This is a genomic window from Rhizobium sp. 01L410 (genome assembly GCF_056400165.1).
This window is the reverse complement of the sequence record NZ_JBFTST010000001.1, coordinates 1-23,003: the sequence shown is the minus strand read 5'-3', so window position 1 is coordinate 23,003 and position 23,003 is coordinate 1. Positions and strand designations below refer to the sequence as shown.

The following is a 23,003-nucleotide window of genomic DNA, read 5'->3' as shown; positions in this document are numbered from 1 at the left end:
TGATCTGTCGAAACAATTGTCGCGCCGTAAGTTGACGGCCTGCGGGTGACACGGCGCATCGCCGGAACGACGCTCAAAGAAGAAATATATAAGGAGATCAAAATGTTGCTGCAGTCTTGCCGCGCCGCGCTGCTCGGCGCCGTTTTCAGCTTTGCTTTAAGCCCGCTCGCCGCTTACGCCGAAACCCCTTCCGATACGCTGGTTGTTGCGCAGTCGATCGATGACGCCGTCAGCTTCGACCCGGCCGAAGGTTTCGAGCTCACCACCGTTCAGTCATTCAACAATCTCTATCAGCGTCTGGTCCAGTCGAACCGCGAAGACGGCACCAAGATCGAGCCGGCGCTCGCCGCGTCCTGGGAAGCCGGCAGTGACGGCAAGAGCCTGACCTTTGCGCTCGCCGATGCCAAGTTCGCATCCGGCAATCCGGTTCGTCCCGAAGACGTGATCTTCTCGCTGACCCGCGCCGTGAAGCTCAACAAATCCCCGGCCTTCATCCTCAATGAACTCGGCTGGAAGGCCGACAACGTCGATGCCGCCGTCATCAAGGTAGACGACAAGCACGTGAAGCTCACATGGACCGCCGATGTCGGTGCCGGCTTTGCGCTGTCGCTGCTGACCGCGCCGATCGCTTCGGTTGTCGATGAGCAGACGGTTTCGGCTGAGGCCAAGGACAATGATTTCGGCAATGGCTGGTTGAAGACCAATTCCGCCGGCAGCGGCGCCTTCACGATCGCCACCTACACGCCGCATGAGGCGCTGGTGCTGCAGGCGAACGCCAATTCGTCCGACAAGCCGAAGCTCGAAAACGTCATCATCCGCAACGTGCCGGACGTCGGCGCCCGCCGCCTGCTCGTCGAGCAGGGTGATGCCGATATCGCCCGTGGCCTCGCTGCCGACCAGATCGACGCGCTGAAGGACAAGAGCGGAGTCAAGGTTCTCTCGGTTCCCTCGGCACGAACCGATTACATCCTCTTGAACACCAAGGCCAACCCAACGCTCGGCAACCCGGCCTTCTGGGAAGCAGCCCGCTATCTCGTCGATTACGATGGTATCGCCACGAACCTGCTGCGCGGCCAGAGCACCGTTCACCAGTCCTTCCTGCCGGTCGGCTTCCCGGGCGCTCTGACGGACACCCCGTTCAAGCTCGACGTCGAGAAGGCGAAGAAGGTACTTGCGGATGCAGGCATCAAGACGCCGTTCAAGGTCGAGTTCATCGTCTTTAACGACCAGCCGTTCCTCTCGATCGCCCAGTCGCTGCAGTCGACCTTCGCTCAGGCCGGTATCACCCTCGATATCCAGCCGGGCGTCGCCAGCGACATCTATGCCCGCGGCCGCTCCGGCAAGTTCGAAATGACGCTGCGTTACTGGATCCCGGACTATTTCGATCCGCATTCCAACGCGAGCGCCTTTGCAATCAACAAGGACAACTCGACCAACACAGCCGCGAAATATGCCGGCTGGGTGATCCCCGAGCTGACCGACGAGACGCTCGCCGCCGTCAAGGAACAGGACGCCGCCAAGCGCGCCGCGCTCTATCAGGACCTGCAGAAGAAGATCCAGGCGAGTTCGCCCTTCATCTTTACGCTTCAGGGCAACGATCAGGTCGTGATAAGCGACAAGGTCAAGAACTATGCCCAGGGCCTGAATGCAGATCAGGTCTATTACGACAAGGTAGAGAAATAAGTGCCGCAAACGGCAACCGATAATAGCGCCGACATGAACAACTCCCGCCAGCACAACAGCTGGCGGGAGTTGTCTTTCGTCTGGCCGCTCATCAAGTGGACATGGTCTTTCGCGCTGACGCTGTTCGGGTTAGCGCTGGTGACCTTTGCGATGACGCGGCTCTCGCCGATCGATCCGGCGCTGCAGCTGGTCGGCGATCATGCCAGCCAATCGACCTATCAGCAGGCGCGGGTGGAGCTGGGGCTCGATCAGCCCTTGCCACTTCAGTTCGTCCGCTATGTCGAGACGGCGCTGTCGGGCAATTTCGGCCAGTCGATCTCCACAGGCCAGCCGGTCGCCAAGGACATCGCCCGCACCTTCCCGGCAACGATCGAGCTGGCGACCGCGGCCATCATTCTGGGAGCCGTGATCGGCCTTGCGCTCGGCATCGCCGCCGCCATGCGGCAAGGCACCTGGGTGGATAGTCTTGCCCGCTTCGTCTCGCTCTTTGGCTACTCGGTGCCGATCTTCTGGCTTGGCCTGCTGATGCTGCTCCTGTTTTACGCCCGGCTGCACTGGGCGCCGGGACCGGGCAGGGCGGATGTGGTTTTTCAATACACCGTCAAGCCGGTCACCGGCTTTGCCCTGATCGATACATGGATGTCCGGCAAGGCGGGCGCCTTTCGCGATGCACTCGCCCATCTGGCATTGCCGGCCACCGTTCTGGCCCTGAATGCGCTGGCTGCCATCTCCCGGCTGACGCGTGCCGCCATCCTCACCGAACTCGGCCAGGAATATGTGACGACAGCGCGCGCCAAAGGGGCAGGTCTCGGCCGCATCGTCTTCGTCCATATTCTTCCCAATATTTCAGGAACGCTGCTGACCGTGATTGCTCTTTCCTATGCCGGCCTGCTTGAGGGCGCGGTGTTGACGGAAACCGTCTTTGCCTGGCCCGGTATCGGCCGCTATCTGACGACGGCGATGTTTGCGGGGGACATGCCTGCCATCCTCGGCGCCACGCTGATCGTCGGCGCCTGCTTCGTGCTTCTGAATGCGCTGACCGATCTCGGTGTCGCCCGGCTGGAAGCGGGGAAGACGCGATGAGTGCGATCGTCCAGGCGCCGCTCGGCGGTCCGTCCTTCGTCCGGCGTGTCCTGCGCTCGCCATCGGCCGCCGCCGGCAGCGCCGTCGTGCTTCTCATTCTCGCCTTCGCGCTGCTGGCGCCGCTGATTGCGCCCTATGACCCGAACCTGCAGGAGACCGCAAACCGGCTGATGCCGCCGAGCGCCCTGCACTGGCTCGGCACCGACGCCTTCGGGCGGGATATCCTGTCGCGCATGATTTACGGCGCGCGGCCGACCTTGCTCCTCGTTCTCGTCGTCGTGCTGCTGATGGCGCCGCTCGGCATTCTCATCGGCACCTTCGCGGGCTTCTTCGGCGGCATGACCGAGCGCCTGCTGATGCGGATCACCGATATCGTCATGTCCTTTCCGCGTCTGCTGCTCGCCTTCGCCTTTGTCGCGATCATGGGGCCGGGCCTCATCAACGGTGCATTGGCGCTGGCGCTGACCAGCTGGCCAGCCTATGCGCGGCAGGCCCGCGTGGAGACCGCTGCTCTGAGGCGCAGCGATTATCTGGCGGCCGCCGAAATGGTCGGTATCCGGGGGGCGAGATTGCTCTGGGGGCATATCCTGCCGCTGGTCCTGCCATCCGCCATCATCCGGCTGGCGCTCGATCTCTCGGGGATCATCCTCGCGGCTGCGGGGCTAGGGTTCCTCGGCCTCGGCGTTCGCCCGCCGACAGCAGAATGGGGTTCGATGGTCTCCGAAGGCACGCAGGTGATCTTCGATCAATGGTGGGTGGCCGCGGTTCCGGGTGTTGCCATTCTCGTCACCTCCTTTGCCTTCAATTTGCTGGCCGATGGCCTGCGCGACATTCTGGATCCGCGTCATGACTGAGCCGCTGCTATCCGCCGAGGATCTATCTGTTACCTTTCCGTCTGAGGCCGGGCCGATCCGGGTTGTCGATGGGATTTCGTTTTCGGTCGGACGCGAAGTGGTCGCACTCGTCGGCGAATCCGGTTCGGGCAAGTCGATGACGGGCAGGGCGGTCATGGGCCTTCTGCCGAGGCGCGCGGAGGTTGCAGCGAAGCGCCTGTCATTCGATGAAAAGGACCTCACGGCGCTTTCCGCGTCCGGCTGGAACAGCCTGCGCGGCAGCGGCCTTGGCCTGATTTTGCAGGATCCCAAATATTCGCTGAACCCGGCCCATAAAATCGGCCGGCAGGTCGAGGAAACCCTGCTGCTGCACACCAAGCTTTCATCCGCTGAGCGGCGCGAGTGCGCACTCGACATGCTCGACAAGGTTGGCCTGCCTGACCCCGGACGGATCTATTCCAGCTATCCTGCCGCCTTGTCGGGCGGAATGGGCCAGCGGGTGATGCTCGCCGCCATGCTGATCAACCGGCCGAAGCTGCTGATTGCCGACGAACCGACATCGGCGCTCGATCGCGAATTGCAGGACCAGATCCTGACCTTGCTGCGCTCGCTGACCGAAGAACTCGGCATGGGGCTGCTGCTGATCAGCCACGACCTGCAACAGGTTTCCCGCTATGCCGACCGCGTCATGGTCATGCGCCAGGGAAGGATCGAGGAGCAGATGGCCTCCGCCGATCTTGCCAATGCCAGCTCCGCCTATACCCGTGCGCTCTGGGCCGCTCGCCCGTCGGCGGCGACCTACGGGACACGGCTTCCCGTCTATGGAGACGAGGCATGAGCGCGCTGACGATCGCCGATCTCTCCGTCAGCTTCCAGGGCGGCGGGAAGGGCTTCACCGCCGTGCGCGAGGTGAGTTTCGATGTCGCGCACGGCGAGACCTTCGGACTGATCGGCCCGTCGGGATGCGGCAAGACCACGGTTTTGCGCGCAGTCGCCGGCTTGAACACCAATTGGCAGGGCTCGATCTCCGTGTCCGGCGAACCTCTGCACCCCGGCCGGAAAATCACCGGCGCCCTACGCGCCGGTATCCAGATGGTGTTCCAGGATCCCTATTCGTCGCTACATCCGCGCCATCGCATTTCCCGCATTCTCGGCGAACCGCTGTCACTGCGCGGCATTCGCAATGTCGAGGAAGAGGTGCGCATCGCACTCGATCAGGTTGGGCTGCCCACAGCCGTCGCGGGCCGCTATCCGCACCAGCTTTCCGGCGGCCAGCGCCAGCGTGTGGCGATTGCCCGTGCGCTCTTGCTCAAACCCAAGCTGTTGTTGCTCGACGAGCCGACCTCGGCGCTCGATGTCTCGGTGCAGGCCGAAATCCTGAACCTGCTCAACGATCTCAAGGCCTCGCACGGCATGACCTTCATTCTGGTCAGCCACGATCCCGGCGTCGTCGCCCATATGTGCGACCGTGCCGTCGTCATGGATGCCGGGAAGATTGCGCAGATCATGGACCGTAAGGCGCTTTCCGGCAGCACTTTGCCGGGTTGAATTCCGGGCTGCAAACTGACCGACAGTCGACATGCGGCATAGCCACGCCGGTTCGAACTTCTCCTTTTCGCGGCAGCAAACATCCGCTATCAACCGCATCGACATACCGAAACTGCAAACGGTCTTATCTGGTTACCCCATGACCCCTCCCAGTCCGCAGCGCTTTTCCGATAAAAACTCGCTTGCGTCCCGCCTGTTTCACCCGATCCTTGCCGGCGCCACGCTGCGGGACCGGCTGCTCGCCTGTTTGGGCGCGCTCGTCGCTATCGCGATGACGGGCATGTTATGCGGGTTCCTGTTCGGTGAGGGATCGCATCTGCCGCTGATCGTAGCCCCCATGGGAGCCTCGGCCGTTCTGCTGTTCGCTGTCCCGGCAAGCCCGCTCGCGCAGCCATGGTCGATCATCGGCGGCAATACCATCTCGGCTTTGATGGGCGTTGCCGCAGCGAGCCTGATCAAGGATCCGATCGTTGCCACAGGCGTCGGCGTATCGCTCGCCATTGCGGCCATGTCCCTGACGCGATGCCTGCACCCGCCCGGCGGTGCTGCGGCGCTGACCGCTGTTCTCGGCGGACCCGTCGTCGCCAGCTGGGGCCTGCTTTTCCCCTTCGTGCCGGTGGCTCTCAACTCCTGCCTGCTGGTGGCGATCGGGCTGCTGTTCCACAAGCTCTCGCGGCACAACTATCCGCATGTCGTCATCGCGCCTGCAAATACCCACCGGACTGCCGATCCGCGCCCGGAAGAGCGGACGGGCTTTCGGGAGGAAGATATCGACGCGGCGCTTGCGGCGCTGAACGAGACCTTCGACATCGACCGCGCCGATCTCGGGCGTCTGCTGCGCCGGGTTGAATTCGAGGCCGTCGCGCGCGCCAATGCCGAGATCAGCTGCGCCGACATCATGTCGCGCGATGTGATCGCCATCGACGCCGATGCCACGGTCGAACAGGCCCGCTGGCTGCTGCTCAACCACAACGTCCGCACCCTGCCGGTGAGGGATGCCCGGCGGCGGCTTATCGGCACCGTTGGACTGCGCGAACTGGCGCTTTTTTCGGGTGCCCTGGAAGGGCGCATTTCGGAAGCGACGACAGCGCGCGCCAGTGACCGCGCCTTCGATCTTCTGCCTCTGCTGACCAACGGCCGGACGCATGCCGTCATCATCATCGACGAAAACGATCAAATTCTTGGCTTGGTTTCGCAGACGGACCTCCTGAGCTCCGTCTCGCGCTCGTTGCCGAAGAAACCCGGCGAAGAGGGAGCAGCGGCCTGAACGGCTCAGCGCAGCGCCAGATAGCAGAGCAGGCAGGCTGCCGATAAGACGGCCGCCAGCCTGGGCCTTTGCTGATCGAAAATCAGTGCAACCACGATGCCACCCGCGACCGTCAGGCTTGCGTGCCAGAAGTCCTTGTCCGATACGGTCAAGGCGAGGGCTGCCAGAAAGACCGCGCTCGCAACCATGGTGACCGGTTCCGATTGCTCGGCGATGTCGCGCCGGGCAAGATAGGGAAGGGCAAAGCGGCGCAGGCTGAGCCCGAGCGCCGCCGCAAGCAGAAGACAGGTCATCAGAAGGTTGAGCATCGGCTGCCGATCGATTGTTGGACGGTCAATCGACGCAAATCCCGTGCCATTTGAAAACAGCCTGTATTGCCGTAACCTCCGGCGGTCACTGACTATTTCTTCCGCACCCAGCGCGTTTTTTCGTCAGATTGGCTGTGCAATCTCGCTATGCCGAGCAACGCTGTAAGGCTTATACGCCGACCCGTTGCATGGCTGTTAGCACGCTTCGGATCCAACGGGTTAGCGCCTGCCGAGATCGATGCCGAGTGAGACAAGGGCAGGATTGTCGGTTGCGGCCGCGCCCGCCGCATTGCTGGCAAAGCCCGAGACGTTGGGTTGAAGCGCGATTGCGATCGGCAAAGCCGCCGCGCCAAGCGCCGGCAGCTCCGAGCTGTGCTCGGCCCGCATCAAGCGGGGCAGGGTGCTTGAATGCCGGTGGATCATCGCCGGCGGCAGCGGTGTCGTCGCATCCATAAGACGTTCGAGAAGCTCCGCCGGCAACCCGCCGCCGATGACGACGGTGTCCGGGTCGAACATTGCCTCGATATTGCGGATCGCGATGCGCAGATACTGCGCCGCCTCACGCAGCCACGCTATCAGGCGTGGATCGTCCTCCACCAAGCGCTCGACAAGCTCTTCGGCCGAAACCTCGTCCGGCGTGCGCGCCGGGCCGCAGATGGTTTCTGCCGCCGCATAGAAGGAGACATATTGCTCCAGGCAGCCGCGGCTGCCGCAGGCACAGAACCGTCCGCCCGGCTTGACGATCAGGTGGCCGATTTCGCCAGCGCCGCCGAACGCCCCTCGAAAGTGCTGGCCATCCAGTACCAGGCCGCCGCCAATGCCGAGATTGAAGTGTAGATAGAAGAACGAGCGGACGGTGCGCCCGATACCATAGAGCCGCTCGCCAATCGCCGCGACGGTCGCGTCATTCTCGACAAATGTCTTGATCCCCGTCAGCTCCTCGAGACGCGATGTCAGAGGAAACTTCGTCCAGTCGTCGCCTTCCTGCACCTTGTCGTACCAGAAGGTGCCGTTCTCGACGGTGCCCGGAACGCTGCAGCCCACACCCCAGATCTCCTCGCGCCGCACCTGCCCCGCCACCAGCAGCCCGGAGGTGATGTCCGCCAGCACGCCGGCGGTAGTCTTCGGGTCGCGCTCGCCAAGGGTCCGGGTTTCGGCAGCGACAACTGCACCGGTCAGATCGACAAGCAGGCCGGTGACGCGCTGATAGGCAAGACTGAGGCCGATCGTGTAGCCGCCGCGCGGATTGAGAGACAGCTCCACAGCCGGCTGCCCACGCTGTCCTGCACGTTTGCCCTGCTGGCGGATCAGACCTGCTTCCTCGAGATCCGCCGCGATGTTCGAGATTGCCTGAACCGTCAGGCCGATCGTTTGCGCCAACTCGGTACGGGTGATCGGTCCACTGCGCCGGACGGCATCGAACACGGCTCTTCTGTTGAGCGTCCGGGTCTGTAGCAGGTTTGTGCCGGGCAGCGCACCGTCACGATCGAGGCGAAGATTCATGCCGCCATTCATACCATCGCGGCCTGCTTTATCAAAAGTCTTTTAATTAAAAAGTGTTGTGTTATCTTTTTCCCCATCTACTGTTCGAAAGACAGTGGCAATGGGTGAACGCGAAGCCATGAAAGAGCCGAACAACCGGCCGTTGGCAGCTGGCATTTGAATGCCGGAAAGGTGAGCGCAGAACTGGGATGACATTGATAGAAACTGCCCGAAGCCGGCGCTAGCAGCTGCTACGCGGCAGGGGCAGGCGTTCACAACGGTGCTTCCGACGGAAGCTGCCGACGGTTTATCTTTGGTTGCATTTTTTTCAATGCCACTGACGCAGAGAAATCCTACCGGTTTCTTCGATATACACGCTAAAACAGTCGGTTAATCCGTGTTCTCAACCTCTATTTCCTGACGCTATCGCATCAGAGGGCGGTAAAAAATAAAATTCTGATGTTCAACTTGACAATGTAAATTCGCCACTGCTAGCTAATAACTAAATAGTTACATAGCAGTTTGGGAGACTGGTTTGCGAGCGATGATCACCATCGAGAATGTCTCAAAATCGTTTCCTACGAAGGGCGCTGGCGCGTCCACGGCTCTGGACGGGGTCAGCATACAGATCCAGGACCGTGAGTTCTTCACGCTGCTTGGCCCCTCCGGCTGCGGTAAGACAACACTTTTGCGCATTATTGCCGGTTTCGAACTTCCGACCGCCGGAACGGTCCGGATAGAGGGGGCGGACTCCTCTTTCCTGCCGCCGCAAAAGCGGCCGGTGAATACGGTTTTCCAGAGCTATGCCCTTTTTCCGCACATGACCGTGGCCGAAAACGTTGGTTTTGGACTGCAGATGCAAAAGGTGCCCAGGGCTGAACGGGATCTTCGCGTTGCGGAGGTGCTGCGGCTGGTCCGGCTCGAAACCATGGCAGCGAGGTTGCCTCGCCAGCTCTCCGGCGGCCAGCAGCAGCGTGTGGCCCTGGCGAGGGCGCTTGCACCGCGGCCAAAAGTGCTGCTGCTCGACGAGCCGTTGAGCGCCCTTGACCTGAAATTGCGCAAGGAAATGCAGAGCGAGTTGAAGCGGCTGCAGCGGGAAACCGGCATTACCTTCGTCCTCGTCACCCATGACCAGGAAGAAGCGCTGGCGATGTCCGACCATATCGCCGTGATGTCGGCCGGCCGCGTGCTGCAGATCGGCGAGCCACGCGAGATCTACGACAATCCGAAGAGCCGCTTCGTGGCTGATTTCATCGGCGAATCCAATGTCTTGCCCGGCGCCATGATCGGCCGCGGCAACGACATTCTGATCGCGGTGCGGCCGGAAAGGATCGCGGTTTCGGCACCGGCAAGCGGCTCGGCGGGACGGATCCGCGGCACGGTCACCGCAGTGACCTATCTCGGCCTCGATACGCTCTACGAAATCGTCATCGAGAACGGTGATCGGCTGCGCAGCCGCACCCGCCAGTCGGTGGACGGCCTGGCCGCCGGGCAGGCCGTGGTGCTCGACTGGTCAAGCGATGCCGAACGGCATCTGACGAACTAGGGAGAGGGCGGATGAACACACAGCGCACATTGACGCTCGCTGCCCCGGCCGTCCTGGTCATCGGCATCTTCATGGTGCTGCCGTTGCTGGTGGCCGTCGCCTATTCCTTCATGACTGCCAATCCCTACGGTGGCGTCGACATGCCGCTGACGCTGGACGCCTATGTGCAGTTCCTCTTCCAGCGCGATTTCGATGATACGCTGCTGTTTTCCTGGAGCTATGTGATCATCATCCTGCGGTCGGTCTATCTGGCGGGCCTGACGACGGCGATCTGTATGCTGCTCGGCTTTCCGGTTGCCTGGTACCTGGTTTGCCAGTCTGAGAACCGCCGCCGCACGCTGCTTTTTCTCGTCACCTTGCCATTCTGGATCAACACGCTGATCAGGACCTATTGCTGGGTGCTGATCCTGCGGGACGAAGGTCTGGCAAATGGACTTCTCAAGGCTGCTGGGGTGATCTCGACGCCCTTGCCGCTGCTCTACAACGACGGCTCGATCCTGCTCGGGCTCGTCTATACCTTTCTGCCCTTCATGGTCCTGCCGGTCTATTCGACGCTGGAGCGGATCGACTCGCGGCTGATCGAGGCCGCTTATGATCTCTATGCCAGCCGGATCGCCGTTTTTCACTGGGTTGTCTGGCCGCTGGCAAAGCCCGGTGTTCTCGTCGGCGCCAGCCTTGTCTTTGCGCCGTCGCTCGGTTCGTTTCTCGCCCCCGATCTTCTCGGCGGCGGGAAGAAGCTCCTTGTCGGCAGCCTGGTGCAAATGCAGTTCACCTCGTCGCGCAACTGGCCATTCGGCGCTGCCCTTTCGATACTGGTGACTATCGCTGTTCTGGCAATCTTCCTCGTGCGGTCCAGAAAGGCCGAGGAGGCGCGGCTATGAAGACGCAGCGTCCATTCGACTGGCGTCATACGCCGGGTTTCGGCCCTTTCACGGCCGCCATTCTGATCTTTCTCTATCTGCCGCTGGCCATTCTGGTCGTCTACGCATTCAACGCCAATCAGCTGGTGACCATCTGGTCCGGCTTCAGCCTGCGCTGGTTTGGCGAAGTGGCGGCCAACGAGGATATCCGGCGGGCGGCTTTCAACAGCATTGTCATCGCCATTGTCGCGACAATCTCCTCCACAGTGATTGCCACGGCCGGGGCCATCGCTCTCGAGCGCGGTGACTTGAAGGGGGGGCGCGGGGCACTCACCTCCTTGATCGCGCTCCCCCTGATCGTTCCGGAAATCATCGTTGCGATCATGACGCTGATCTTCTTTTCGGCGCTCGGGATGACCAACGGACTGGTCAACCTGATGATTGCTCACACGGTGTTCTGCATCCCCTTCGCGCTCTTGCCGATCCAGGCCAGATTGCGCGATCTCAGCACCAATCTGGAAGAGGCAGCCCGCGATCTTTACGCCAGCGAATGGCAGCTGTTCCGCTGCGTAACGTTTCCTCTGCTGCTGCCTGCGATCTTTGCCGGTGCGCTGATGGCTTTCGTCGTCTCGCTCGACGATTTCCTGATCAGCCTGATGGTCTCAGGTGCCGGATCGACCACCTTGCCCGTCTATGTCTATGGCATGATGCGCCTCGGCGTCACGCCGGAGGTCAATGCCATTTCCACCATCCTGCTCGGCATCTCGCTTGTGCTCGTCACCGGCGCGCTGCTGCTCGGGCGCAAGAGCCAAGGCAACGAATAACCAAAAAAGAAGAGGGTGAACATGAAGACCGCAAAGAGGATGCTGGCAACCGCCAGTCTGCTTGCCATCGCCGCTCCATGCATCGCGCATGCCGATGCTGGCGTCCTGCATATCTACAATTGGACCGACTATACCTCGGAGGAGATGGTCAAGAAATTCGAGGCCGAAACTGGCATCAAGGTGACGATCGACACCTATGACTCCAATGAAACGGCACTGGCGAAGATCAGCTCGGGCGCAGCCGGCTACGACGTCATGATCATCAGCAACGATTTCGTACCGATCTTCGTCAAGCAGGGATTGCTCGAGAAGGCCGGCGTGGCCTCCATGCCGAACTTCAAGAACCTGGATCCGAAATGGCAGAAGCGCAGCTGGGATCCGAAGGCCGAATATACGGTTCCATGGGTCTGGGGGACGACCTCCTATTCAGTCGATACCGCTGTCTATAAGGGACCGACCGACAGCCTCAAGGCGCTGTTCGAGCCGTCCGACGATCTCAAAGGCAAGATCGGCATGTTCGGCTCGCCGTCCGAGGTCATGTCACTCGGTCTCCTCTATCTCGGCAAGGACCAGTGCAACAGCAATCCGGCTGATCTCAAGGCGCTGAACGCGCTGCTCGAAGCCCAGAAGCCTTTCGTCAAGGTCTACAATTCGGACGGCACGACAGAGCGCCAGGTCTCCGGCGAAACCGTGATGCACGAGCAGTGGTCGGGCAAGGCGCTTGCCTCTCGCCTGCAGAAGCCGACGATCAAGTATGTCTTCCCGAAGGAAGGTGCTGTCGGCTGGATGGACAATGTCGCGGTTCCGAAAGGCGCTCCAAATCCCGACAATGCCAAGAAGTTCCTGAACTTCCTGATGAATCCTGAGAACATCGCCCTCCAGCAGAAATCAACCGGCTATCAGAGCGCAGTCACCGGTTCCGACAAGTTCCTGCCAAAGGAAACGGGTGAATCGCCCGAATTCAACCCGCCGAAAGATATGAAGATCGTCTTTGCGCCTGCCTGCGAAGAAAAGGCAACCCGCGCCTACGACCGCATCTGGACATCGCTCCGCCAGTGATCAGCCAAAAATAGGCGGGCGCGAATGCCCTGCCATTCCACGCATAAGACGGCAGGCGGCGCGTAGCTTCCGGCCATGAATTTGAGGACAGAACCATGAATGAAGCCGTCAAACCTGCCACCCTCAAACCTGCTGCGGCACCTCCGCCGCCGAAGCATTTGCAGGCACTGGCGCCACTCACCCCGGACGAAATCAACATCGCCGTCGCGGTCGTCAAGGCGGATCCGGAACTTGGCTCAGGCGTTCTGTTCGAGAATATAGACCTGCGCGAGCCATCGCCTGCCGAGTACCGTGCTTATCTCGACGGCGGAAAACTGCCGCGCGAGGCACGTATCAACGTCAACCATCTCGATGTCCCAGGCGTCTGGCAGCTCATTATTTCTGTTGCGGACAAGGCAATCATCCGTCGCACGCATTTCCCGGCCGCGCGTGCCGGCTTCATGGTCGAGCAGATGATAAGCGTCGAGGTCAACGTCAAGAACGACCCGCGCTTCATCGAGGCCTGCCGCAAGCGCGGCATCTCCGACATGGCGGGTGTGATCGTCGATTCCTGGTCGGGCGGCAATTTCGGCCATGAAGATGAGGAGGGAAGGCTGATCTCGCACACCTTTTCCTGGCTGCGCGTTCATGAGTTCGGCAACTACTATGCCCACCCAATCGAGGGGCTGAATGCAGTGATCGACGTGAAGACCGGCGAAGTGCTGCGGGTCGACGATTATACCGAGCATCCGCCAATCCCGATGACGCGCTACGATTACGATCCGGAGTTCCTGCCGCCGCCGGACGCGCCGCTGAAGCCGCTCGATGTCGTTCAGCCGGATGGCGTCAGCTTCACGATCAAGGACCATGCGATTTCCTGGGACAAGTGGACGCTCGCGATCGGTTTTACGCCACGCGAAGGTCTCGTGCTTCACGATATCCGGTTTGACGGCCGCTCCGTCGTGCGGCGTGCGGCTGTTGCCGAGCTCGTCGTTCCCTACGGATCACCACTCTACGGCCACGCCCGCCAGAACATCTTCGATGTCGGCGAATACGGTTTCGGCAAGCTGACCAATTCGCTGAAACTCGGCTGCGATTGCCTCGGCCAGATCCAGTATCTCGACGCACATGTGAACGGATTGAAAGGCGAGGTCGTCACCATCGAAAAGGCGGTCTGCATCCATGAGGAAGACGCCGGAATCCTCTGGAAACACTGGGATTTCCGAACAGGGCGGACGGTGCTGCACCGCGGCCGCAAGCTCGTTATCTCGAGCATCTGCACCGTGGGCAACTATGAATATGCCCAGTACTGGTATCTCGATCAGGCCGGTGAAATCGAATTCGAGATGAAGGCGACCGGCATCGTCAATACCAATGCATGCCATCCCGGGCAGCCGGACAAATACTCGACGGAGATTCAGCCGGGTCTCGGCGCTCCGATCCATCAGCACATCTTCTGCGCGCGCCTCGATATGGCGGTGGATGGTGGTGGCAACAGCGTCGTCGAAACCAACTCCTACATGGAGCCCTTCAGCGACAGCAATCCGTATGGCAACGCCTTCCATGCTGTCGATACGGTGCTGAAGACCGAACTTGCGGCGGCGCGGCGCGCCGATCTTTCCACCCATCGCAGCTGGAAGGTCGTCAATCCGAACAAGCTGAACCAGGTCGGCAAACCGGTCGCCTACAAGCTCCATGCCCCGAACTGCGTAACACCGATGATCCAGGACGACGGTCCTTCGGGTGTCCGCTCCAACTTCATCCGCAATCACATCTGGGTCACGCCGTTCAATGAGAACGAACGCTATCCGGCGGGAGAATTCGTTGCCAATTCCGATGGCAGGGATGGTCTCGCCGAGCTCGTCAAACAGGACCGGAATGTCGAGAACACCGACATCGTGCTCTGGCATTCCTTCGGTCTCCACCATGTCGTGCGCGCCGAAGACTTTCCGGTTCAACCTTGCATTTCCTGCGGCTTCTCGCTCGCACCGGCCGGTTTCTTCGAGGTCAATCCGTCGAACAATCTGCCGCCGGTGATCAACAGGGCAAGCGTTCTCGCTGGAGAGAACAAGGCAAGCTGCTGCAGCTGATCTGAGGACAGTGACCGGTGGCAAGCCGCCACCGGTCCCCCTGATGATGGAGCTTTGGGACAAGGGCATGGTCACGGCGATAGCACGACGGAACATCAGCGGCGGTGCCGCCGATTGCGGCATGCTGGCGGTCGGTCTCGCGGCGTGGCTCGCGCTCTACTGCGCTCCACAGGCGATCGGCGATGTGATTTGCCGGTCAGCTGGCGCGTCCACCGCAGAGCCCCCTGGATTGGCGGCGGTAATCGTCTCCTGGCTCGTAATGATGACGGCGATGGCCGCTCCGTCGCTACTCGTGTCGCGTGGACTGTTCCGCCTGAGCGGCAGGGCAGCGTCACAGCCGGTACCAATGCTTCTTGCCGCCACCATTACCGGCGCCTTGGCCGAGTGGCTGATGCGTCCATTCGGGCTCCTCGATAGCGATGGCCGCTTCGCTGCGCCGCTCTTTGCCCCGGCCATGTTTGCCGCCGCCGTCCTCGTGCTGATCCGCAGCCGGAATGAACAGGGCAGGGAGGTGCTCTGCCGCGCCGCCTGCTGTGCCAGCATGGTTCTGCTGCAGTTCACGGGAGGCGCCACCAACATGCTCTGGATGGCGGCAATTTCCACGTGGATGGCGCTGGAGAGCCTCATTCCTTGGCGGCGCGAATTTGCCGTTCTTGGCGGCCTGACGCTCGGTCTCGCCGCCAGTTTTTCTCTGCTGCAGGGAAGCGGCTGACGCCTCCTGCACTTCGATGCCTGCCTGCTAAAACAAGAGGAGATTTAGATGGGCTTCCTTTCCTACAATCCAACCGATGGACAATTGATCGGCCGCTATGAAGAACACACCGGAGCCGAGGTCGAACGGATCCTCGATCAGTCGCACAAGACCTGGAAGACCTGGTCCGCCGCACCGCTCAGCGAGCGCGCTGCTTTTCTGAACCGCCTTGCGGATCTGCTGGAGGCACGTGTCGACGAATACGCCGCGCTGATCGTTTCGGAAATGGGCAAGCCATTCGCCGAAGCGCAGGGCGAAATCAAGAAATCGGCTTTCGGCGCCCGGCACTTCGCCGGTGACGGATTGGCCTATATCGCCGACGAGCCGATCCCCGGAACGCCTGCCAAGATCGTCTATCAGTCGATCGGGCCGATTTTCGGGATCATGCCGTGGAATCTTCCCTTCTGGCAGGTGCTGCGCTTCTTCATCCCGGCCGCCCTCATCGGCAACACCGTGATCGTCAAGCATGCCGAAACGGTCCAGGGATCGGCGGCGGCGATCGAGAAGCTGATCCTCGATGCCGGCGCGCCGCAGGGGCTCTATTCCAATCTCGTGATCGATCGCAAACGTGCTCCGGCAGTGATAGCCGATCCACGCATCGCCGCCGTCACGGTGACGGGCAGCACGGCCGCGGGCCGCACGGTTGCGGAGCAGGCGGGTTCCCTCGGCAAGAAAGTGGTGCTGGAGCTCGGCGGCTCGGATCCCTTCGTCGTCTTTGAGGATGCCGATTTCGATAAAGCGGTGCAGATGGCAGTGGTTTCGCGCTATTCGAACAATGCGCAGAGCTGCATTGCCGCCAAGCGGATTTTCGTCCACGCGCCGATTGCCGAGCGCTTCGCCGCGGCCTTCGTCGATGCCGTCAAGCGCATTCCGGTCGGTGATCCGATGAAGGCGGAAACAAAGCTCGGTCCGCTGGCCCGAGCCGATATCCGCGACAATGTCCAGCGCCAGGTCGATGACGCCGTGAAGGCAGGCGCGCGTGTTCTGACCGGCGGCAAATCGATCCCGGGCGACGGCTATTTCTACGAGCCGACGGTGATTGCCGGATTGCCCCGCGATGCTGCCGTGGCACGCGAGGAATTTTTCGGCCCCGTCGCAATGCTTTTCACTTTCAAGGATGAAGACGAGGCCGTGGCACTGGCAAATGATACGGAATACGGCCTCGGCGCCGCCGTGTGGAGCAGCAATCCGGAACGTGCCGAACGCGTCGCCTCCCGCATCGAGGCGGGAGCCGTCTTCATCAACGACTTCGTCCGTTCCGATCCCCGCGCGCCCTTTGGCGGCATCAAAGGCTCGGGCTTCGGCCGGGAGCTTGGCGGCCTCGGCGCGCGTGAGCTCGCCAATGCCAAGCTCGTCTGGCGAGGTGCTTGATCAAAGAACGAAGCCAACCGGGACCTCCGGTTGGCTTCTCGGCTCAACGCCCGTTTGATTATCTTGCGCCGCACTGTTCAGTGCGCCCTCGCGCACCGAGACGGTAAGGATCGATCGGCGCTCTGCGCTTCCGCATCGATGGCAGCAATGCCACTGATGATGGCCCGGGTCAAAGCTTCGCTCAACTTGGCAAAGAGAGAAATCGTCTAGCGAAGGGGGAAACTTTAGACCAAAAATGTGCGGAGGTGATGCCACACTCGGTACTCAAGGGCATGTTGCGCCGGATTGCGCGACATGAAACCCTTTGATCAGAGTACATGTAGGTGAGGGGCAAGAATGATCGAGCTGCCGTTTGACAGGCGCGAATACCAGGAGCGTCTGAGCCGGATACGTGCGGAGATGGGCAGGCGCGATCTCGAGCTTCTTGTGATCAACGATGTCGCGAACCAGCACTATATTACGGGTTACGACGGCTGGTCGTTCTATACCCCACAGACCGTCTTGCTGCCGATCGAGGAAAGCGCGGAGCCGGTCTGGCTCGGCCGTGCCATGGATGCGGCCGGCGGCTTGCTGACGGCGTGGATGCGCCCGGACAACATCGTCGGATTTCCCGAGGGCTACGTACAGCAATCCGATCGTCACCCGATGGATTGGATCGCGCAGTGGATCACTGCGAAGGGATGGGGCAGCCGGCGGATCGGCATCGAGCTCGAAGCCTACTATTACTCACCCAAAGCACATGCCCGCCTGACCGCAGGACTTCCGAATGCAACATTTGTTGACGCTGATCTGTTGGTCAATTGGATAAGGTCGGTCAAGAGCCCGGCCGAGATTGACTATCTCCGCAAGGCGTCCCGGCTCGCGGAGGCAGCGGTTTCAGCCGCCTATGACATTATCGCACCAGGCGTTCGTGAATGCGATGCCATCGCGAAGATCCAGGCCGCGCAGATCGCCGGAAGTCCCGACTTTGCCGGCGACATCACCGCATTGCCGCCCACCATTCTCGCGGGTGAAAATGCCTCGGCCCCTCACATCATGTGGAGCAACCGCCGCTTTGGCGCAAACGAGACGATCGCTCTCGAACTCGCCGGCGTCTGCCGCCGGTACACATCCGGTTTGGCGCGGACGATGCAGTTGGGGAAAGCACCGCAACAGGTCACCAACACCGCCAACGCCGTTCTTGAGGGAATGGAGGCTGTGCTCTCGGCGATCAGGCCGGGTGTGCTTGCCGAGGATGTGGAGCTCGCATGGCGCAAGGTGATCGAGCGCCATGGGCTCAAGAAGGAATCCCGGATCGGATACTCGATCGGCGTTGCTTATCCGCCCGACTGGGGTGAGCACACGATCAGCCTGCGTCCTGGAGACAAGTCGGTCCTGCAGCCGGGCAATGTCCTGCATTCGATCCTGGGCATGTGGATGGACGGGTGGGGCATCGAGGTGAGCGAAACCATTCTGGTGACAGAGACCGGCTGCGAAACCCTGACCAATTTTCCGAGAGAAATCCATGCCAAGACCTGACAGCCTGTCGCCGGGCCAGATCGAGCACATGCTGGAGGTGCGAAGGCACCTGCATGCCCATCCCGAGCTGTCAAATCAGGAGAGGCGGACGCAAGCCTATCTGCGCGGCCAGCTGGAGACCGGAGGATTGACAGCAGTCCGCGATGTTGCGGGCTTCGGGCTTGCCGTCGATATCGAGGGAACAGCCGGCTTTTCCAACCGGAAGGTTGCCGTTCGCGCTGATATCGACGCCTTGCCGATCGAGGAACGCTCCGGCGTTGCATTCTCTTCGACGGCGAAGGGCGTCATGCATGCATGCGGCCATGATGCGCATGCGGCTATGGTGTTGGCTGCGGCGATGCATCTTCACCGGCATCGCGACACCTTTGCCGGAACAGTCCGCTTCATATTCCAGCCCGCAGAGGAGGCCGAGCCTCTCGGCGGCCGCCGCATTGTAGAGGAAGGGCTCCTCGACGATATTGACGCGGCGATCGGTATTCACGTCGATCCCTACACGCAGGCAGGCAAGATTGCCGTCGCCGGAGGCCCCTTCACGCTTGCCAGCGACATTTTCGATGCCGTGATCCGCGGCTCTTCGGCACATGCGGCCAAGCCGGAGGAAGGCGTTGATGCCATTGCGGTAGCATGCGCCATTGTCTCGGAGCTGCAAAAAATCGTTTCGAGGGAGCGGGATGCCTACGATCCTCTGGTCATCTCCGTGACCAGCATCGAAGGCGGCGGTTCCTACAATGTCGTTGCCGATACCGTCCGTTTGAAGGGAACCATCCGCAGCGGCAGCCCGGCGACGCGTCTCCGCGCCCGCGAACGTGTCCAGGACATATTGAAGGGACTTGCGCTCGCGCATAGGGCAACCGTCGAATTCAGCCTTGTCGAGGGCGAGCCACCTGTCGTCAACGATCCGGCACTGGCCCGCGTTGTCGCATTGGCGGCGGACACCCTGTTCGGTGCCGGAACAGCGGTTGCGGCGGCCGGATGGACAGCCGCCGATGACTTCGGCTTCTACAGCGAGAAACGGCCCTCAGTCTACTTCAGGCTTGGCATCCGCAATGAGGCGGAGGGCTGTATCTATCCCCTTCATCATCCGCAGTTCAAGATCGATGAGACAGCCTTGAGAGTGGGTGCCGAACTCGTCGTAAAAGTCGCGTGTGACGCCCTAGGCGAGGGGCTATGAGGCTGCCCGACCGCTAGTCATTGCCGAAGTCTGGATGGATCCGGTTTTGAAGCCGCATAGCGGCATCAAGAAAAAATCACACCCTCCGAACGAGTTCCTGCTTTCCCGCCATTGCATGGCGGCAGCATCGATCCGATCTGTATCTTCAGCGGCCACATCGGAGAAGAGACATGTCGACCATTCCCTATCGCAGCGCGCTCATCATCGGAGCGGGCCCAGGCATCAGCGCCTCACTGACGAGAAGCTTTCGCTTGGCAGGCCTCTCCGTTGTCATCGCTGCTCGCGACACCGGCAAACTCAGATCGCTGGCAGAGGAGACCGGTGCCATGGCTCTTGAGGTCAACGCCAGCGACCCGACCCAGGTCGAGAGACTTTTCGCGCAAACGGACGCGCATATCGGGCCGCCTGAGGTCGTCATCTATAACGCCAGCGGCCGCGTGCGCGGACCACTCACCGATCTTGATCCCTCGGAGGTCGAAAGGGCCGTGGCCGTTTCCGCGTTGGGTGCATTCTACTCGGTACAGCAAGCCGCCAGGCGTATGCTTGCAGCCGGCAAGGGCGCGATCCTGCTGACGGGTGCTACGGCCGGCGTAAAGGGCTTCGCCAACTCGGCACCGTTTGCCATGGGAAAGTTCGCGCTGCGCGGGCTGGCACAAAGTGCTGCGAGAGAACTCGCCCCGAAGGGAATTCATGTCGCCCATGTGGTGGTAGATGGGGGTGTCCGGAGCGAGCGTCGCGGCGATCCCGCGGAGGCGCCGGATAGCACGCTCGACCCTGACGCAATCGCGCAAACCTATATCGATCTCTTGCGCCAGCATCGAAGCGCCTGGTCATGGGAGATCGAAGTCAGGCCATGGGTCGAGCGGTTCTGACGGTCACGGTTCAGCATGGGCGAAGGCGGTCCTTAGGGGATTGCCGAAACCAGCAGAAACACCGCAAATATCACCAGATGGATCGCACCCTGCAGGACCGTCGTCCTGCCGGTGCCTAAAGTCAGGGTGCTGACGAAGAGGGTCAGCACCAGCAGCGTCGTGTTTGCTGCTGAGATCCCCAGCGACAGTTGCTGATCGAGGACGAGCGAGACGACGGCGACGGCCGGGATGGTGAGGCCGATACTCGCAATCGCCGATCCGAGAGCGAGGTTGATGCTGTTTTGAAGCTGGTTCTTCAGCGCGGACTTCGCCGCCGCAATGCCTTCCGGCAAAAGTACGATCGCGGCGATCACCACGCCGACGAACGTGTGAGGCAGGCCTGCCAGATCGATCGCCCTGTCGAGAGAGGGGGAAAGGGTCTTGGCAAGCAGGACGACGGCGGCGAGAGATACCAGCAGCAAACCGAGGCATGCCAGCGATTCCCGGTCGGACGGCTTCGCGTGGTGCTCTGCCACCGTGCTATCGCTTTCCACATCGTCAGCAGGCGTATCCAGGAAATAGGCGCGATGCTTGACGGTTTGCACGAAGACGAACACGGCCCAAAGCATCAGGGAAACCAACCCGACGAACATCGCCTGTAGCGGCGAGTATGACGGCCCAAGGACTGTCAGCGTGTGGTTAGGCAGGATCAACGCCAGCGCGGCGAGGGTGCCGAGCACGGCCAGGGCGGACGACGCGCCCTGAAGCTGGAACGTCTGCTCGAAGTGCCGCCGGCCGCCCACGATCAGGCAAAGCCCGACGACGCCGTTGAGCACGATCATCACGGCCGCAAATACCGTATCACGCGCCACCGAACCGCTGCCTTCTGCTCCTGAGGCCATGATGGAGACGATCAGCGCAACTTCAATGACAGTCACGGCGATCGCCAGCAGGATCGAGCCGAACGGCTCGCCGAGCTTGAGTGCCAGGACCTCGGCGTGATGGACGGCGCTGAAGACGGAAGCACCAAGGAAGACGGCCGCAAAAACCAGCACCAGTGCCGCGTCCGATGGCACGACATGGAGAAACTTCAGCGCCAATAGGACCGAGGCAAGAAGCGGAGCCACCCAGGTCCAGGCCGGAATTGCCGCGTGATGTGTTTCGGTGGCGGCAATCGAAGCTTGCTTCATAGCTGTTCCTGACTTCCGGCGGTGTTTGATCAGACGTGTAGCGACAGAGGCAATCTATAATCGAGGAGATCATCAAATGCACGCCGAACGTTCTGGAGCCGACCGTCGGCCACGGCAGTCTAGCTCATCATCTTTTGTGCTTCGAGGGAACTCCTCGCGAGAGGCGCAGCACGTCCGGCGTGGGGAAGCTAACCCAAGTGCATCATGGCCGCCTTGGAGGGTAGGGCATCAGCCACCTTCGCGCAAATAGGCGGCAAAGGCTTCGGCGGGGGTCCGGTATCCGAGGCATTTGCGAGGCTGTGAGTTTAGATGATGCGCCAACTCAGTCAGCTGTTGCTGGGTGACATTGGCAAGATCCGTGTCAACAGGCATGAAGCGTCGGATACGTTTGTTGGTGTTCTCAACGGCGCCTTTCTGCCATGGCGCGCTGGGATCGCAGAACCAGCTCCTTGCGCCGATGCCTTCCTCCAAAGCCCTGAAGCCGCTGAACTCCGTGCCGCGATCGAAGGTAAAGCTCCGCCGCGCCATCGCTGGCAACGGCGAGAAAGCATGAACGATCTTATCCATGATCGGTCGCGAATGACGACTGTTGTTCTTGAGCATGACCGTATAGCGGCTCTCGCGTTCAATCAGTGAGGTGACATTGGTCGGCCCAAGCTCCCGCTTGAAGATCAGCAGATCGCCTTCCCAATGTCCGAACTCGGTCCGATTGCCAATAAAATCAGGCCTTTGAGATATCCTGCAATCGGCCGGGAAGACGTTGCCGCGCGGTCGGCGAGAGCCTCGAGGTCGACGCTTGCGGCGTGCCTCCGGCAGATAGCGATAGAGGCCCAGACCATAATCCTCCTTGCAGTAGACAAAGCGATAAATGGTCTCAGGGCAAATGCGAACCGGGTTGGCGGCATCTTCGGCAAGACGGCCGGCAATCTGCTCCGGGGACCAATAGGCCTTCAGGCGGTCAATTACCAGCTCGCGCAATCTTGGGTGCCGCCTGAGCTTGCGCAGCCTTCGACGCCGCTCCTTGGCGATGTCATCGGCGATCGTATCAAAGTAGCCGGTATACTCGGGAAACTCGCGATCGTGAAAAGTGTTGCGCTTGAGCTCACGATAGATCGTTGAGCGATGACGTCCGAGCTGGCGGGCGATCTCGCCAACTGGCACCTTTCGCTCTCTGAGATGATAAAGACGGCGACGATCGGCGATGGTGAACTGCTGATAGCAAAGCGACATGCCAAAATCTCCAAAGTGAAGCCATTGAAATTACTGGCATGTCGCACTTGGAAATAGAATGTACCGCGACGCACATCATGTCACAGCTATTTAAAGATGAGACAAAGTAAGCAATTTAGAAACGCGACGTCATTCTATTAACTATTACTGGAATTGCAAGATTCTATATTGATGTGTGCTCGGGAATTAGCCGCCGTCCGGGCGGAGATSGCCAGGGTTGCGCAGCTCGGTCGGCGGCGGATGACTCAAGCGCAATCATATACTGCGCTTTCTCAGCCGGATCGCTTACATCACTCGGCCGGACCCAGGCGCGCCAACGCTTGCCGCCGTCGGGCGATGACGGCAGGATCCTTCGTAAA

20 protein-coding genes are annotated in these 23,003 nt (G+C 61.1%); 16 read left to right on the top strand and 4 right to left on the bottom strand.

Annotated features, from left to right (window positions below; genetic code table 11):
• Nucleotides 1-102: 102 nt before the first annotated feature.
• The 6 genes from AC1DV9_RS00100 to AC1DV9_RS00075 all read left to right on the top strand — a co-directional run bounded on the left by AC1DV9_RS00100 (nucleotide 103) and on the right by AC1DV9_RS00075 (nucleotide 6,414).
• Nucleotides 103-1,683 carry an ABC transporter substrate-binding protein gene (locus AC1DV9_RS00100; protein WP_477945435.1) on the top strand — a complete coding sequence of 527 codons (1,581 nt, stop codon included), beginning with the start codon at nucleotides 103-105 and terminating at the stop codon, nucleotides 1,681-1,683.
• The gene (locus AC1DV9_RS00095) at nucleotides 1,684-2,766 is read left to right on the top strand and encodes an ABC transporter permease (RefSeq protein ID WP_477943980.1); all 1,083 of its coding nucleotides are present in this window, start codon (nucleotides 1,684-1,686) and stop codon (nucleotides 2,764-2,766) included. It abuts the gene before it with no gap.
• Nucleotides 2,763-3,620 carry an ABC transporter permease gene (locus AC1DV9_RS00090; RefSeq protein ID WP_477943979.1) on the top strand — a complete coding sequence of 286 codons (858 nt, stop codon included), beginning with the start codon at nucleotides 2,763-2,765 and terminating at the stop codon, nucleotides 3,618-3,620. The genes AC1DV9_RS00095 and AC1DV9_RS00090 overlap by 4 nt, the downstream gene beginning before the upstream one ends.
• A complete protein-coding gene (locus tag AC1DV9_RS00085; protein ID WP_477945433.1) occupies nucleotides 3,613-4,437 on the top strand; it encodes an ATP-binding cassette domain-containing protein in 825 nt (274 codons plus the stop codon). Before AC1DV9_RS00090 ends, AC1DV9_RS00085 begins: the two co-directional genes overlap by 8 nt.
• The gene (locus AC1DV9_RS00080) at nucleotides 4,434-5,147 is read left to right on the top strand and encodes an ABC transporter ATP-binding protein (protein WP_477943977.1); all 714 of its coding nucleotides are present in this window, start codon (nucleotides 4,434-4,436) and stop codon (nucleotides 5,145-5,147) included. Before AC1DV9_RS00085 ends, AC1DV9_RS00080 begins: the two co-directional genes overlap by 4 nt.
• Nucleotides 5,148-5,286: 139 nt before the next feature.
• Nucleotides 5,287-6,414, top strand: a complete 1,128-nt coding sequence (locus AC1DV9_RS00075) for an HPP family protein (RefSeq protein ID WP_477943976.1) — start codon at nucleotides 5,287-5,289, stop codon at nucleotides 6,412-6,414.
• A gap of 5 nt (nucleotides 6,415-6,419) precedes the next feature.
• Here the strand turns inward: AC1DV9_RS00075 and AC1DV9_RS00070 are convergent, their stop codons facing one another.
• Nucleotides 6,420-6,722: a hypothetical protein gene (locus AC1DV9_RS00070; protein ID WP_477945431.1), complete on the bottom strand. Its 303-nt coding sequence runs from the start codon at nucleotides 6,720-6,722 to the stop codon at nucleotides 6,420-6,422.
• Nucleotides 6,723-6,941: 219 nt separating this feature from the next.
• Nucleotides 6,942-8,225 (bottom strand): ROK family transcriptional regulator, encoded by a 1,284-nt coding sequence (locus tag AC1DV9_RS00065; RefSeq protein WP_477943974.1) that lies wholly within the window; start codon nucleotides 8,223-8,225, stop codon nucleotides 6,942-6,944.
• A gap of 523 nt (nucleotides 8,226-8,748) precedes the next feature.
• Here AC1DV9_RS00065 and AC1DV9_RS00060 point away from each other — a divergent pair.
• The 10 genes from AC1DV9_RS00060 (at nucleotide 8,749) to AC1DV9_RS00015 (ending at nucleotide 20,245) form a co-directional block, all read left to right on the top strand.
• Nucleotides 8,749-9,750: an ABC transporter ATP-binding protein gene (locus AC1DV9_RS00060; RefSeq protein WP_477946337.1), complete on the top strand. Its 1,002-nt coding sequence runs from the start codon at nucleotides 8,749-8,751 to the stop codon at nucleotides 9,748-9,750.
• An 11-nt stretch (nucleotides 9,751-9,761) separates the two neighbouring features.
• The gene (locus AC1DV9_RS00055; protein WP_477945429.1) at nucleotides 9,762-10,631 is read left to right on the top strand and encodes an ABC transporter permease; all 870 of its coding nucleotides are present in this window, start codon (nucleotides 9,762-9,764) and stop codon (nucleotides 10,629-10,631) included.
• Nucleotides 10,628-11,434: an ABC transporter permease gene (locus AC1DV9_RS00050; protein WP_477945427.1), complete on the top strand. Its 807-nt coding sequence runs from the start codon at nucleotides 10,628-10,630 to the stop codon at nucleotides 11,432-11,434. The genes AC1DV9_RS00055 and AC1DV9_RS00050 overlap by 4 nt, the downstream gene beginning before the upstream one ends.
• 21 nt (nucleotides 11,435-11,455) lie before the next feature.
• Entirely contained in the window at nucleotides 11,456-12,493 is a 1,038-nt protein-coding gene (locus AC1DV9_RS00045) for an extracellular solute-binding protein (RefSeq protein ID WP_477945425.1), read from the top strand.
• Between the two features lie 95 nt (nucleotides 12,494-12,588).
• The gene (locus AC1DV9_RS00040) at nucleotides 12,589-14,562 is read left to right on the top strand and encodes a primary-amine oxidase (RefSeq protein ID WP_477945423.1); all 1,974 of its coding nucleotides are present in this window, start codon (nucleotides 12,589-12,591) and stop codon (nucleotides 14,560-14,562) included.
• Between the two features lie 43 nt (nucleotides 14,563-14,605).
• A complete protein-coding gene (locus AC1DV9_RS00035; protein ID WP_477943969.1) occupies nucleotides 14,606-15,274 on the top strand; it encodes a copper chaperone in 669 nt (222 codons plus the stop codon).
• Nucleotides 15,275-15,322: 48 nt separating this feature from the next.
• Nucleotides 15,323-16,684 carry an NAD-dependent succinate-semialdehyde dehydrogenase gene (locus AC1DV9_RS00030; protein ID WP_477943968.1) on the top strand — a complete coding sequence of 454 codons (1,362 nt, stop codon included), beginning with the start codon at nucleotides 15,323-15,325 and terminating at the stop codon, nucleotides 16,682-16,684.
• A 336-nt stretch (nucleotides 16,685-17,020) separates the two neighbouring features.
• Nucleotides 17,021-18,202, top strand: coding sequence for a M24 family metallopeptidase (locus tag AC1DV9_RS00025; protein ID WP_477943967.1), 1,182 nt, complete (start codon nucleotides 17,021-17,023; stop codon nucleotides 18,200-18,202).
• On the top strand, nucleotides 18,189-19,373 hold the full coding sequence (locus tag AC1DV9_RS00020) for a M20 metallopeptidase family protein (RefSeq protein ID WP_477945421.1): 1,185 nt from the start codon (nucleotides 18,189-18,191) through the stop codon (nucleotides 19,371-19,373). Before AC1DV9_RS00025 ends, AC1DV9_RS00020 begins: the two co-directional genes overlap by 14 nt.
• 170 nt (nucleotides 19,374-19,543) lie before the next feature.
• Nucleotides 19,544-20,245 (top strand): SDR family NAD(P)-dependent oxidoreductase, encoded by a 702-nt coding sequence (locus tag AC1DV9_RS00015; protein WP_477945420.1) that lies wholly within the window; start codon nucleotides 19,544-19,546, stop codon nucleotides 20,243-20,245.
• Nucleotides 20,246-20,277: 32 nt separating this feature from the next.
• On the opposite strand, the gene AC1DV9_RS00010 is transcribed toward AC1DV9_RS00015, so the two are convergent.
• Nucleotides 20,278-21,414, bottom strand: coding sequence for a calcium:cation antiporter (locus AC1DV9_RS00010; protein ID WP_477945419.1), 1,137 nt, complete (start codon nucleotides 21,412-21,414; stop codon nucleotides 20,278-20,280).
• 228 nt (nucleotides 21,415-21,642) lie between these two features.
• Complete coding sequence (locus tag AC1DV9_RS00005) at nucleotides 21,643-22,644, bottom strand: IS30 family transposase (RefSeq protein WP_477945417.1); 1,002 nt, start codon at nucleotides 22,642-22,644, stop codon at nucleotides 21,643-21,645.
• Between the last annotated feature and the right edge of the window lie 359 nt (nucleotides 22,645-23,003).